At 38.9% G+C, this 13,039-nt stretch carries 10 protein-coding genes; 3 read left to right on the forward strand and 7 right to left on the reverse strand.

Annotated elements, in window-relative coordinates; all coding sequences use genetic code 11:
• The first annotated feature begins 132 nt into the window (after positions 1–132).
• From LVD16_RS10840 to LVD16_RS10850, 3 genes are all read left to right on the forward strand, one after another.
• On the forward strand, positions 133–726 hold the full coding sequence (locus tag LVD16_RS10840) for a Crp/Fnr family transcriptional regulator (protein ID WP_233773964.1): 594 nt from the start codon (positions 133–135) through the stop codon (positions 724–726).
• Positions 727–840: 114 nt separating this feature from the next.
• On the forward strand, positions 841–1,674 hold the full coding sequence (gene ygiD, locus LVD16_RS10845; RefSeq protein WP_502795807.1) for a 4,5-DOPA-extradiol-dioxygenase: 834 nt from the start codon (positions 841–843) through the stop codon (positions 1,672–1,674).
• 135 nt (positions 1,675–1,809) lie between these two features.
• Positions 1,810–4,005 (forward strand): glycoside hydrolase family 3 C-terminal domain-containing protein, encoded by a 2,196-nt coding sequence (locus tag LVD16_RS10850; RefSeq protein ID WP_233773966.1) that lies wholly within the window; start codon positions 1,810–1,812, stop codon positions 4,003–4,005.
• An 83-nt stretch (positions 4,006–4,088) separates the two neighbouring features.
• Here LVD16_RS10850 and LVD16_RS10855 read toward each other — a convergent pair whose 3' ends face one another.
• The 7 genes from LVD16_RS10855 to LVD16_RS10885 form a co-directional block, all read right to left on the reverse strand.
• Positions 4,089–4,538, reverse strand: a complete 450-nt coding sequence (locus tag LVD16_RS10855; protein WP_233773967.1) for a hypothetical protein — start codon at positions 4,536–4,538, stop codon at positions 4,089–4,091.
• A gap of 27 nt (positions 4,539–4,565) precedes the next feature.
• On the reverse strand, positions 4,566–5,612 hold the full coding sequence (locus LVD16_RS10860) for a hypothetical protein (RefSeq protein ID WP_233773968.1): 1,047 nt from the start codon (positions 5,610–5,612) through the stop codon (positions 4,566–4,568).
• A gap of 200 nt (positions 5,613–5,812) precedes the next feature.
• Positions 5,813–6,103, reverse strand: coding sequence for a rhodanese-like domain-containing protein (locus tag LVD16_RS10865; protein ID WP_233773969.1), 291 nt, complete (start codon positions 6,101–6,103; stop codon positions 5,813–5,815).
• Positions 6,103–8,037 (reverse strand): T9SS type A sorting domain-containing protein, encoded by a 1,935-nt coding sequence (locus LVD16_RS10870; RefSeq protein WP_233773970.1) that lies wholly within the window; start codon positions 8,035–8,037, stop codon positions 6,103–6,105. Before LVD16_RS10870 ends, LVD16_RS10865 begins: the two co-directional genes overlap by 1 nt.
• Before the next feature lie 4 nt (positions 8,038–8,041).
• Positions 8,042–8,827, reverse strand: a complete 786-nt coding sequence (locus LVD16_RS10875; RefSeq protein ID WP_233773971.1) for a PASTA domain-containing protein — start codon at positions 8,825–8,827, stop codon at positions 8,042–8,044.
• An 80-nt stretch (positions 8,828–8,907) separates the two neighbouring features.
• Positions 8,908–9,981, reverse strand: coding sequence for a D-alanine--D-alanine ligase family protein (locus tag LVD16_RS10880; protein WP_233773972.1), 1,074 nt, complete (start codon positions 9,979–9,981; stop codon positions 8,908–8,910).
• A gap of 52 nt (positions 9,982–10,033) precedes the next feature.
• Positions 10,034–12,901 carry a M43 family zinc metalloprotease gene (locus LVD16_RS10885; RefSeq protein ID WP_233773973.1) on the reverse strand — a complete coding sequence of 956 codons (2,868 nt, stop codon included), beginning with the start codon at positions 12,899–12,901 and terminating at the stop codon, positions 10,034–10,036.
• Positions 12,902–13,039: the final 138 nt, after the last annotated feature.

Raw genomic sequence — 13,039 nt, forward strand, 5'->3', positions numbered from 1 at the left:
AATGTTTTGATATCTAGCAGTCGCTCGGCTCCGGCCGAGCGGCTGTTATAGCAACCAAGTAATTTAAAAGTCATCACATAAAATCAGTAGACACTTTTACTTTAAACTTAAAAGTGCCTAATTGCCAGCATAATGAGTGCGGCATTATATAAGAGATATTTCGACCATCTAAGGCAAAAAGTAGAGCTCAGTCAAGAGGATGAGGAGCTGATTAAAAAGCATCTTTACCATCAACACCTCAATAAAAAGGAATTCTTACTGCATGAGGGCCAACCTTGTATAGAGGTAGCTTTTGTGGCTAAAGGATTTCTCCGTGTTTACTCTGTAGATACCGATCAGGTGGATCATATCGTGCAATTTGCCCCTGAAAACTGGCTGGCATCTGATCTATTTAGCTTTATAACGGGAGAAAACGCCATCTATAACATTGATGCTATTGAAAAGTCAGAACTCATTCTCATGTCTAAGGCCTCTCATGAAGAGCTTCTAAATACCTCAGTAGCCTATGAAAAGTTCATTAGAATACAGATTACCAATGCCTATGTAGCGCTTCAGAGGCGAGTGAATTCCAACCTGAGCCTCTCCATTCAGGAGCGCTATGAAAGCTTCTTAAAATTGCATGGAGACATTGCTCTGCGCGTACCTCAGCATATGATTGCTTCGTATTTAGGCCTGGCACCAGAAACGCTCAGTCGGGTGAGGAAGAAAATGTCTGAAAATGAGTAATAGGCAGTTTTCTTGATTTTAGTCAACGGTTTTTCCTGACGCGTTTTCGTAATTTTACTCTTTGACATGAATAGAAAGCGATTTTTAGTTAATTCATTGAAGGGAGGTATAGCAGTGACTACTTTATCAGCATTTAATAATTTCACATCTTCGTTGTCTCAGCAGGATTATGTGATGCCGGTTCTTTTTATTGGCCATGGGTCACCCATGAACGGTATCGAGGATAATGAATTTTCTCAGCGATGGAGCAGTATGGCGAAAGAAATACCTGAACCTAAGGCGGTTTTGGTGGTTTCGGCCCATTGGTTTACCAAAGGAACACGTATTACAGCTATGGATTTTCCAAAAACCATTCATGATTTTGGAGGCTTCCCACAAGAGCTTTTTGATGTTCAATATCCCGCTCCGGGAAATCCGGCTTTAGCCCAGGAGACCGTGCAGATGGTGAAGTCTACACACATAGAACTTGATCATGAGTGGGGCCTGGATCATGGCACCTGGACGGTCATCAGACATATGTATCCAAAGGCGAATATCCCAGTCTTGCAGCTCAGCATTGACTATACTAAAAATCCTGAATACCATTATTCATTGGCCCATGAATTATATGAGTTAAGAAAGAAAGGGGTGCTTATTATTGGAAGTGGTAATATGGTGCATAATCTTAGAATGGTAGCCTGGGACAAAATCAATGAGCCAGGTTATGGCTATGATTGGGCGCTAACTCTTAATGATAAGTTCAAGAGTTTGATTACCTCAGGCGGACATAAGCAACTGATCAATTACCAATCTCTGGGAGCTGATGCCAGGCTAGCTATACCTACGCCTGATCACTACATACCCTTGCTCTATTCCATAGGCCTGCAGACCGCTAAGGATGATATATCTTTCTTTAATGACAAGGCGGTGGCAGGTTCACTAACCATGACCTCCGTGAAAATAGGGTAGAAAAATAATAACACAAAGTTACTACAAAGGCCATTTTGTAACATATTACTACCTGTTTCGCATCATTTGAACCCTTCTGATTTTTGTTTTTTGTGCATTTTTGAGCACTTTAATATAAAACCTTAAAATTTTCTCATGATTATTTACAAACGATTTTTAAAGGCCTTCCTTTTTCTTTTACTTGGGGCTTGTACCACCATCGACTCTCAGGAAGTGACGGATCAGGAGCCTGCTAAAATAGATCCACTTACATCGCATGATGATCAGATCAATGAGCTGATAAGCAAGATGACCCTTGAAGAGAAGGTCTCCATGATACATGCTAATTCATCTTTTACATCAGCCGGCGTAGAAAGGCTTGGCATACCCGAACTCACCATGTCAGACGGTCCTCATGGTGTTCGTCCTGAGCATGGTCGCGGCTGGGACCTTCTTAATGACGGTACCGATTCATCTACCTACTTACCAACTGGTGTTACGCTAGCTGCCACCTGGAATCCTGAATTAGGCTATGCTTTCGGTGGAGTTTTAGGTAGTGAGGCCAATAAAAGAGGCAAAGATGTGATCCTTGGCCCGGGCATTAACATCATGCGTACGCCATTAAACGGACGTAATTTCGAGTATCAAAGTGAGGATCCGTACTTGATATCTAAAATGGCTGTAGGATACATCAAAGGAGTTCAGGATCAGGGTGTAGCTGCTTGTGTGAAGCACTTCATCGCAAATAATCAGGAAATAAGACGTAGCTCTATCAACGTAGATATGGGTGAGCGTGCTTTTAGAGAGATCTACCTGCCAGGTTTCAAGGCAGCTGTAGAAGAAGCTCAGGTAATGACTCTAATGGGAGCTTATAATCAATTTAGAGGAGAGTTTGCTACCCATAATACTTTACTAATCAATGACATCCTCAAAGGTGAGTGGGGTTTTGAAGGAATGGTAATTAGTGACTGGGGAGCAGTACATGATACCAAGCAGGCCCTGCAAAATGGAACAGATTTAGAGATGGGCACTGATCTTTCTCAAATGCCAAATATCGATTATAGCAAGTTTTTCTTAGGAGATACCGTTGTGCAAATGGTGAAATCGGGTGACATTGCCGAGGCTTTGATTGATGATAAAGTAAAAAGAATACTGAGAGTAATGTATGCTACCCATATGTTTGACAAAAGACAGGAGGGAAGCATAAATACAGATGCCCATCATAAAACAGCTCAGAAAGTGGCAGAAGAGGGTATCGTACTTTTAAAGAATTATGATCAATTGTTACCACTGTCTAAGGAGGTAAAGAAAGTAGCTGTTATAGGAGGGAATGCCGATGCCAAGCAATCATTAGGTGGCGGTAGCTCACAGGTAAGACCTCCATATGAAATAACGCCTCTTGCAGGTATAAAATCATTGTTAGGGGCTGATGTTGAAATCAGTTATGTTCCAGGGTTTGAGGTTATAAAACCAGAATCAGCTAATTCAGAAATGATCGCAGAAGCTGTAGCTGCGGCTAAAGCGGCCGATTATGTGGTTTATGTTGGCGGTTGGAACCATGGTTATAACTACAACGAATGGGGGCAGGGCTTTTATGACATGGAAAGTGTAGATAAACCGAGCATGAAGCTACCATTCTTTCAGGATGAGTTGATCAGCGCAGTAATAGAAGCTAACCCGAAGACGGTTGTGGTATTAATGGGTGGTGGACCTGTAGACATGTCTCAATGGATCGATAACGCTCCTGCTATTGTTCAGGCCTGGTATCCTGGAATGGAAGGTGGTAAGGCTTTGGCCAACATACTTTATGGAGAGGTAAACCCTTCTGGAAAGCTGCCAGTTACCTTCCCTAAGCAACTTGAAGATTCTCCTGCACATGCTTTAGGTGAGTACCCTGGTGACACTGCTAATGTATTTTATAACGAAGGCATTTTTGTAGGTTACAGGTATAATGATACCTATAAAGTAGAACCGCAATTCGCTTTTGGTCATGGACTTTCATACACAACATTCACATTCTCTGATTTGAAACTCACTAAAGAAGGAGAAAAGGTAACAGGCACATTTACGCTTCAGAACACTGGGGGTATGGATGGTGCAGAAGTAGCACAGATTTATGTTCATGATACAGAGTCATCACTAAAAAGGCCAGTGAAAGAACTGAAGGCTTTTGAGAAGGTGTTCTTAAAAAAGGGAGAAAGCAAAGAAATATCTTTTACTCTGGAAGCAGATGCGTTCAAATACTACGACGATACTAAAAACGGTTGGATTCTAGAGCCAGGCGATTTTGAAATTATGATAGGTAATGCATCAGATAATATTACATTATCTGGTACCATTACCTTTGAATAAAAATTAAGAGGCTGTCTCTAAAGCTTTAATCAATCAGGATTTTGCTTTAGAGACAGCCTCTCTATTTAGTTAGATTTTATCTCTTAAAGATCAAGGATGGTATACTCATCACCTTCTTTAATAATCTTCAAATATGTTAACGTAGTTCCCTCATCACTAGCCAAGAAATAGCTTGTGAATAGAATGTTTTCATTAGAATCGAACCCATTAACAAACAAGGAGTAATCTGCTCTTTTAGTACCATCATAAAACTTCACCTTTACTTCGTACTCGCCATCTGCGTAGTGATCTAAGATGGATACTTGTTCAAACTGAATATATGTTGACTCGTCAATAACCTTCCCATCTTTCTCAAGATAAAGATCAAGATCTACATCCTCCATTGACTGAGACGAAGATCCACCAGTGGACCATTCCAAGTCTATATTTAGGCCCTCGGAGTTCTTTACTACATTACTTGGTAGGGGATCTTCTGTAGTGCCACAAGCAGCAACAATGACCGAAACTAATAAAATGAATATATATTTTTTCATAATGGTTATTGTAAATGGTTAGTATTATTAGATAGATACTGGAATGTTTCCTTCGTTAGCAGCAAATCTTTGCTTTCTTCCGTTTAACCAGTTTTCATAGGTGTTATCAATCGCTTTCTTACCGATTCTACCTTCCGCAATTCCTTTGATTTCTTCAGCTTTTTCGAAATCAGACATCATAGAATAAGCTAAGAAAATATTGTTATACAAAGCTTCCGTCACTTTTTTGTTGATTCGAGCTTTCTTGTCATCAACATCACTTTCGTCAAGCACTTTTTGCCACATAGTAATGGCTTCCATCATAGTGTTATTGAAATCATCATTGAACACAATGTCTCCTTCGTTGATATAGTCAATAGCTGATTTTGCTTTTTCCCAAGCTGCATCAATATCGGTGTATTCGAATTTCTTGTATTTTTTAACTGTAAAGAATCTAGAGTAAAGAACTGTTTTTCTATAAGAGAATAACTTCATTACGTTGCTCTTCATATCACTTACATTAGAATTAAGTAAGTCTGTTCTTAGTTTAGATTGCACTGATTTGTAGTTATCACCCCACCATTTGCCTCTATCTGAAGAAGATCTAAACTCTTGACTCTTATATGTTTTCATATCTTGAGAGCCATTTGCAAACTGAGTGTAATAAGGATCTACTTCTCCAGGAAGTTTTACTTCATAGTAAAGTGGGTACTTATAGCTGAAAGTAAGATAATAATAGGTTACAGAAACTTCTTTGTCATCTCTCTTTTCTGTTTTAGTAACTGTTTCATACTTTACTTCACTTTTATAATATGACTCCAGTCTTACTAGAATTTCAGCTCCTTCACTCTCGGTTTTTTCTAAATGAGGTATTTGAGCAGCTCCTTTTATTTTGCTTAAAGTTTCAGTTTTACTGTCGCCACTATAGATATACCCTAAATCAGTCTTAATATGATATTGGGTAATTTCCTGTGGGAGAGGTTTTACAGGTAATTGTGTGTACTTAATGCTGTTTTTTTGTTTGTCAAGATTTTGAGCATTAACTCCAAAAAATGAAATACCAATAGCTAGAACGCAAAAAATAAATGATTTCATGTCAAATAAATTAAAATTGGTTTTTGAAAAAAAATGATAATAAGACAATAAATACTATGATTTATAGACCTAAATGGGGAGAAAGGATAGAATGTAACCCTCAGATTAATAATAAATTAAGAGGGAAGGTGATTTAAGAAGGAAAAATGAAAGTTTTTAGAAAGGAATTTGAGAATTATTAAATCTCAAATCTCTCTTCATCAAAAGTAAGATTTAAGGCCACCTTTTAAGCTACATACATTCGAGAAGCCTTGTTGCTTGAGGTATTTGGCTGCTTGTTGACTTCTTCTGCCTGATTCACAGTGAACTATGATTTCGTAAGTCTTATCTGAGGGAAGCTGATCTAAAAACTGAGGTAGCTCTCCAAGAGGATAGTTAATAGCACCAATATTTCTTTCTTCGTACTCCCAGCATTCTCTAACGTCAATAATTAGTACATCAGTGTTATTTTCAAGCTTTTGCTTGAATTCTTCAACCTCAATCAACTTCATTAATCCTCTTTGAAAATTTTTGTAGAATAGACCTGCTCTTTGTTTTGAACCTGCAAGATATACATTCCTCGTGGTAAATGCTTGATATTGATACTTTGCAGGTTGTTGCTAATGTTTTCTGGAGAGAAGGTATAAGTAATACCTCTTAGATCAGTGACCCAGACTTTATCATATTGTCCTTCTATATAAACCAGGCCAGATGAAGGGTTAGGGTAAATGGCGGTGGATTTTAATGGCTTGCGATCAATGCCTGTAATTGTTTTAGGAGATGAGCCAAATACAGGTCTCATTAATAGACTGCCTCCAATGATGGTGTTCACTTGCCATTCTCCATCTAAATTATAGAATATATCCTCTTGAGTATTGTTATTTCTATCAATTCCAATTCCTAATTTACCATTTACATTTTGGAGATATCCCACATAAAAAGTATCAGGAACTACAATGGCCTGTTCAAATTCATACCTTACAAATTCGTTTACGCCTGACTCTAATAATGACTGAGCTTTTCTGATCAATAAGTTATTCGGCTTATCCTTATCGTTATCCCATATGCAGATATAAATGCTTTTGTTGGCCGGTGAGGTCCCTAAATATGGAAAGAACATATCTAAAGCTTTAACACTATCTTTCCCAACTTCAACCGCTGGCCTTATGAATCTGTAAGCTATATAGTCTCCTGAATAATTGAGTCCCACGGCAGCTTCGGCTGTACCATCATCATAAGCATAGTAATCTTTAAGCTCTAACTTAACGGTAGTGGTATCATTATTTCTAAAGCCAATGGGAGCATATTTCTCTGGTAAGTAATCACCCACGTCGGCGTCTCCTGTAGTTACATTATCAGATGCATTAAGCACTAATTTTATATCAACAAAAACCGAATCATCAGTTCTGGCTATGGCGTCTTCAGGGATGTTCAGGACACTGACCGGAGCGGTGATATTGGAAATTCTTTGTGGAAATAAAATACTATTTGTGATGTCTGAGCTATTATCAAAGCTTGCTGCGGTGCTGGCAGAATCTTTCCAACTAGTGATGGTTACATCAAGTGAATAATTGAAAGGCTGTCTTCTAGGTTGGCCATCAATATCAATATCTTCAATGTTGTCAAGATTAAACAATTGAAACTTGAGGTCGGTCAGATAGTCATACTCAAAATGTGAAATAGGTACAGCATTGTATTTTCCAAATATTGAACTTGGACCAGAGCTAATAGATCTATCAGGATAGCTCGTGTCTTCGGCTAATGTACTTCTGTTTTTATTTAGATATACATAGTCAATATTCCATACATCAAAAGCCCCTGATTGTCTTCCAAAACATGAAAATTGAAATTGAAAGTTTTCATGAAAATACTCAGGGTTGCTGATTTTAATTAAAACCTGAGTGAATTCTGAACTGTCTCTGTTCAATGAAGCTGAAGCCGGCCATACGGTGTTCCAGGTGCCATCAGTTTCTTTAAAAGCCAAGCTTAAGGTGTCACTTTCTTCCGGGGTTTCTCCATAACCAGCGTACTGATAATAGAAGCTAATGTAAACATCGTCAGCAGCGGATAACCCACTCAGATCGATAGGTTTGGAGCTTAGAGTATCAGTGGTGCCAAAGCTGGTAGAGCTAGCCACATAGGGCGCTCCAAAGCTGTCTAGCCCATCAAATGAGGCCACGCCAATAGTAGGAGGGGCAATAGCCAGACCATTATTAACATATACTCCATTAGTAATCCAAAGACTATCCGAAGGCATGCCATTGGAAAACGAAAAATCATCCCAGAAAGGTAATGATAAAGGTTCATCGGCTTGTTGTCTGCCGGAAGGTCTGGGTTTAGAAACTGCATTTTTCTGTAGCGGATAATAGCTTATTTGAGCCTCAGCTGTTTGATAAGCCACTAATAAAATGAATAAAAAAGTTACGCTACGAAGAAATTTGCACATAAAATTATGGTGTTTCAGTTTCCTCTTCTTCAGAGATTTGTTTAGGTGCTATCCAAACATCAATTTCATCGCCAACATTTATTTGAGTTCCTTCTGCTGGTTCTTGTTTGGTAACGACTACTGTAGTGCCGGTAGTATCACCTTCTACCACTATAAGTCCTAACTGTAGGCTAGAGCCCAAAATAATAAACTTAGCGTCTTCAAACTCATTTCCTACTAGCTTAGGAGCTGGGAAAAGGGTTGGGCCTGAACCATTACCTACAATAAGATCAATAACAGAACCTTTAGGAATACGAGCGTCTTTCTCTATTTTTTTACCTTTCATCTGCATCCCTAAGACCAGATTATGAAACTGACTAGGTTGATAAATGATCTCACCACGCTTAAGCTCATTGCTTTTTAATGCAGTTTCTGCGTTAAGAAGGGATCTGTCTACCAAATCCGGAACGGGTACGGTAGGAGGATTCACTCGGTTAACTGAGATGTATATTTTCCTATTCTCTTTTACCTTGCTGCCTGCACTAGGATATTGCTTTACGATGGTAAGCGGCGGATAATCTTCTGAAAATGTACTGTCGTTTACTTCGTATCTTAAATTTCGGTCTGTGAGAAAGTCATCAATCTCATTCATACTTATTCCTTCAATGTCAGGCACTGTGATAGTTTCGCCAAGATTAGTGTATGAAGGAAGATAAACGTTGAAAAAAAGTAGAACCGCTCCAATAAGCAGAACTATAACTATAACAAGATGAAGTAAAAAATCTTTAAATGACTTTGGCTGTATTTTCATGCGTTGATGATGAGTATACTAAACGATCAAACTTAAACAATTCTTATAAAGACAGGAAATTAAATTTAGATTCCGGCGGTTTATCCATTGAAATTATTAGATAATCGCTGTTTAGATTCATGCTTTTCAAAAGCCAGCTCTATAAGTTTTGTAAGCAGAGGTGTGAATTCTAATCCTTTTTCTTTCCACATCATTGGGAACATGCTGGAGTTGGTAAATCCAGGAATAGTGTTGATTTCATTGATAAGAATATCTCCATTTGGTTTAAGGAAGAGATCTACTCTGGCAAAATCTTCACAAGCCAATGTTACATAGCTTTGAATAGACAATTCTTGAATTCTCTCACTGATAGCATCATCTACCACTGCCGGAATTTGAAGTTTAGCAGCTTCCGGATCCAGGTATTTAGCTTCGTAAGTATAGAATTCATGATTGCTTGATACTATAATTTCGCCTGGTAAGGTCGCTTCAGGAGAACTATTACCTATTACAGCACATTCAAGCTCTCTACCCTCCACGAACTCTTCAAAAATCACTGTTTTGTCAAAGTTGAAAATGTCTTCTAAGGCAGAATCGAATTTCTCTTCGCTGCTTATTTTGTGTACACCCACTGATGAGCCAAGGTTTGCAGCCTTTGCCATGAAGGGAAGGTTGAGTTTTTCTTTCACCTCTTGAAATGAGATACTTTTTCTATCATGATAATGAAAGAAAATATACTTGCTCACCGGAATGCCGGCGGCATCCATAAGCTTTTTTGAATAAAGCTTGTTCATTGAAATGGATGAACCTAAAACCCCGGTTCCTATGAATGGCATTTCTATGGCCTCTAACATGCCCTGAACGCTGCCATCTTCTCCATCTGTACCATGAAGCACAGGGAAAACTATGTCAGGATTCAGTTTTTTGCCAGAAGATACATGGAAGAATCCCTTCTGCTGAGGATTAAGAATTAAGAATAGTTCATTTTCCTCTTTAAAATCGGCATCGACAGTTTCTTTTAAATACCATTTTCCTTCGGTAGATATATAGATAAGAATGGTGTCGAAACTATTTTTATCTAAAAACTCATAGACATTTTTAGCTGAGTTGATAGATATTTTATGTTCTACTGATTTACCACCATAGATTATGGCTACAGTTTTTTTATTGCTCATAGGTTAATTAAACTTCAGTCAAAGATAACAAGTATCTGCTTTGCGAAATAGTTTAGTGATTCACCATTATTCTTTTCACTTCTGTGAAAGACTCGCCCTTCATTTTTAACAAATAGATGCCACTTGGCAAATGGGACATATCATAACTATAAGTTTGATTCAGGGTGTTCGGATAACTGGTTTCCGCTAAGATTTTGCCTGATGTATTATAGAAAACTATTTCCACAGTTTCCTTTGAATCAAGGTTAAATGGAATGTGAAGTAAACCGCTATTAGGGTTCGGGTATGGATTTTTAGCTTTTAGGTATTGTTCTGTTACATAAATATTGATATTGTCTATAAACAGATCACTTCCTTCATTATTAGTGGCCACAAAGGCTAATCTGGTTTGGTCAGTGCCAAGAAATGAAAATAGATTCATATCAATGGTTTTCCAATCGGTAGCTGCAGGTACGCCAGAAAAGTTGCCACTGGTAATGTCATCACTATTGTATATGACGTAATCGTAGTTTTCTCCACAATCATAACTGGCTAAAATAGAAAGGCTATTTTCATTACTGGCCGATGCCACATCGAATGATAAGATGGCCGTGTTATAAGAACCAAAATCCAAAACAGGACTTATCAGTAGGTCTTGTTCTCCATTGTCATCGTATTCAGAAGTTTTGAGCCGTAGTGCTGTACTATAATCCAAAGTTACAGTATCCCAGGTGATGCTGTTGTCCGGGTTGCTTATTAACCACAGGCTGCTGTTATAAAAGTCTTCAAAGTTCTCTTTTATCGGGATCTCCTGCGAATTGCTATTCACAAATAAATTGAGGCTAGCCAAATTATTATCTGGGTTATGATCTATGCTCAGATTGGGGTTAATGAGTGCTATTTCTAATGAGTGCTCACCTTCACTATAGTTAGGTAACGCGAGTGATATCGTTTCTTGTTCTCCTGCTTTTAACGAATCTGCAGGGTCTTTTTGCCATTGTAGGGTTTGAGATACTCCATCAAAGGAAATGTTAATCTGCATAGAGCCAATGGCCTTAGTGCCCTTATTGGTGACCACAAATCTTAAGGAATCGGACACGGTGCAAGAAGCTACCGAAGGAGAAATAATCTTTGTGATAGCAGCATCTGTTTTTTCTTTGGTTTCAAACTGAATATTATCTAAATACAGATTATTGCCGTATCCGTTTATTCCTACAAAAGCAATGCTTACCTTTTGTCCGATATACTGCTCCATATCTAGTACTATGGTTTCCCAGTCATCTTCGTCCGCAGGTACGAAAAACGAGCTTGACCTTTTTGTAGTGCTCAAATCTACCCCTGTTTCATAAAATAAAGTGTCAGAATTATCGATAGCATCTCCGCAATAGGGATTCACCGTTACCAATAGTCCTTCTTTTAAGGCTGAGAAATAGCTTTCATAAGCAACATCAAATTGTAATACTGCCACTTTTACATCAGTGAGGTCTATCATTCCTGACTTGAAAATGTCATGCTCCCCGTTTTCATAGATAGAAAAATTAACACCAAGAGCTTTATTGTTTGAGGTCTCTTTGGGGGCAGTGGTAATATTCCAGGTAATAAAACCATCAGGGTTTTCAATGCTCCAATTGGTAGGGAAGTTGTCGAAAGTGATATTGATAGGGTAATCTACTTCTTCAGGAACAGTAACTAATCTATCAGCAGAATTATTCGAATCGTCCTGATCGGTGCCGTTATTCACCTCAATGATGTCAAAAGTGAAATTATAGGCTCCAGAGGATGGGTAGGTATAAGTGCTGAATTCGATGTCAGTGGCTGCTAAGGGAGCGAGACTTCCGGAGTAGGATATAGTTTCAATAGGACTGCCATTGACTAACAGCTGTATTTGAGCAGAGGTTACTGAATTGTTACCATAGTTTCTGATTTCTATAGTAGGAATAACATTATCGGCACAGTCTGCCACTTTTGGTGAATATATCTGTCTCACGCCCAGGTTGTTACTAACCGTTACAGGAGCAATGTTGCCTTTTGAGCTTTTTAAGCTGGCCCTTCTGGGACTGTTGTCCATAACTACCTGAATTCTACCTTTTTGGCCTTCGGTAAATATGTTCATACAAGCGTCATCAGTATAGTCCATGTAGTTTTGGAACATGTCCTGAGAGCTGCAAGATGTTCTGTTTTCACTTTCAGGGCATGTTGTTGTACTGCTTTCCTGAGTGGGTGTGTCATCTACATAGTCAGTACCCGAACATCCGCCTATATCACCCCAAATATGTCTTAGCCCCAAATAATGTCCCACTTCGTGGGTGGTAGATCTCCCCAGATTGTATTTACTATCCAGACTCGCCGACGGAAATTTTTCAATAGACCCAAAGGCCATATAATCGATAACTACTCCATCAGTCTCCCTGTTAATGCTGCTGTTTTCCAGGCCACTCAATCCGGAATCCGGAAACTGAGCGTAACCCAAATAGTTGTCACCAAGGTCTGTAACCCAGATGTTTAGGTAATCTTCTGCAGGCCAATAGCTTAAGTTTTTAAGGGCATAATTTTCACCTACTAACCAGGAGGCTTGTGCACCGTTAACTCTCACAATTCCGTTTGTGGGTAGTCCTTCCGGGTCTCTCTGGGCCAAAGCAAATTGAATCTCCGTGTCAGCCGCTACTGACTGAAATACAGTGGGCGTATTGCTGGCATCCGCATTGGTTCTTCTGTAATCTTCATTAAGAACATCAATTTGAGATATGATCTGCCCATCAGGAATGTTTCTGCCCGAGCCTAAGCTTTCACCATTATGAATGATGTGCACCACTACAGGAATAGTGATCACTTCACTTTGCTGGCTTTGCCTTAATATCTTGTTTTGCTTCAGTAAGGTGAGCTTATCTGACATCCATTCCTCAAAAAGAGCTTCTTCCTGAGCCTGGTCTGGGGTAATCATTTTTTGGTATTCTTCCGTAGCACACCTTTGAGCGAAGGTTTGTACGTGGAATAAAACACAAAAAGCCAAGATTCCAAAGATTCTTAGCTTGTATGAGTATTGTATAGGTTTTAGGTATTTCAGGGTTAGGTCTTTTAA

Source organism: Fulvivirga ligni, assembly GCF_021389935.1.
Taxonomy (GTDB): domain Bacteria; phylum Bacteroidota; class Bacteroidia; order Cytophagales; family Cyclobacteriaceae; genus Fulvivirga; species Fulvivirga ligni.

What these genes read in the sequence shown, in the direction of transcription:
- LVD16_RS10870 (WP_233773970.1), bottom strand. Translation starts at nt 8,037, where the DNA reads ATGTGCAAATTTCTTCGTAGCGTAACTTTTTTATTCATTTTATTAGTG.
- LVD16_RS10865 (WP_233773969.1), bottom strand. Translation starts at nt 6,103, where the DNA reads ATGAAGTTGATTGAGGTTGAAGAATTCAAGCAAAAGCTTGAAAATAAC.
- LVD16_RS10880 (WP_233773972.1), bottom strand. Translation starts at nt 9,981, where the DNA reads ATGAGCAATAAAAAAACTGTAGCCATAATCTATGGTGGTAAATCAGTA.
- LVD16_RS10840 (WP_233773964.1), top strand. Translation starts at nt 133, where the DNA reads ATGAGTGCGGCATTATATAAGAGATATTTCGACCATCTAAGGCAAAAA.
- LVD16_RS10850 (WP_233773966.1), top strand. Translation starts at nt 1,810, where the DNA reads ATGATTATTTACAAACGATTTTTAAAGGCCTTCCTTTTTCTTTTACTT.
- LVD16_RS10885 (WP_233773973.1), bottom strand. Translation starts at nt 12,901, where the DNA reads ATGATTACCCCAGACCAGGCTCAGGAAGAAGCTCTTTTTGAGGAATGG.
- LVD16_RS10855 (WP_233773967.1), bottom strand. Translation starts at nt 4,538, where the DNA reads ATGAAAAAATATATATTCATTTTATTAGTTTCGGTCATTGTTGCTGCT.
- LVD16_RS10860 (WP_233773968.1), bottom strand. Translation starts at nt 5,612, where the DNA reads ATGAAATCATTTATTTTTTGCGTTCTAGCTATTGGTATTTCATTTTTT.
- LVD16_RS10875 (WP_233773971.1), bottom strand. Translation starts at nt 8,827, where the DNA reads ATGAAAATACAGCCAAAGTCATTTAAAGATTTTTTACTTCATCTTGTT.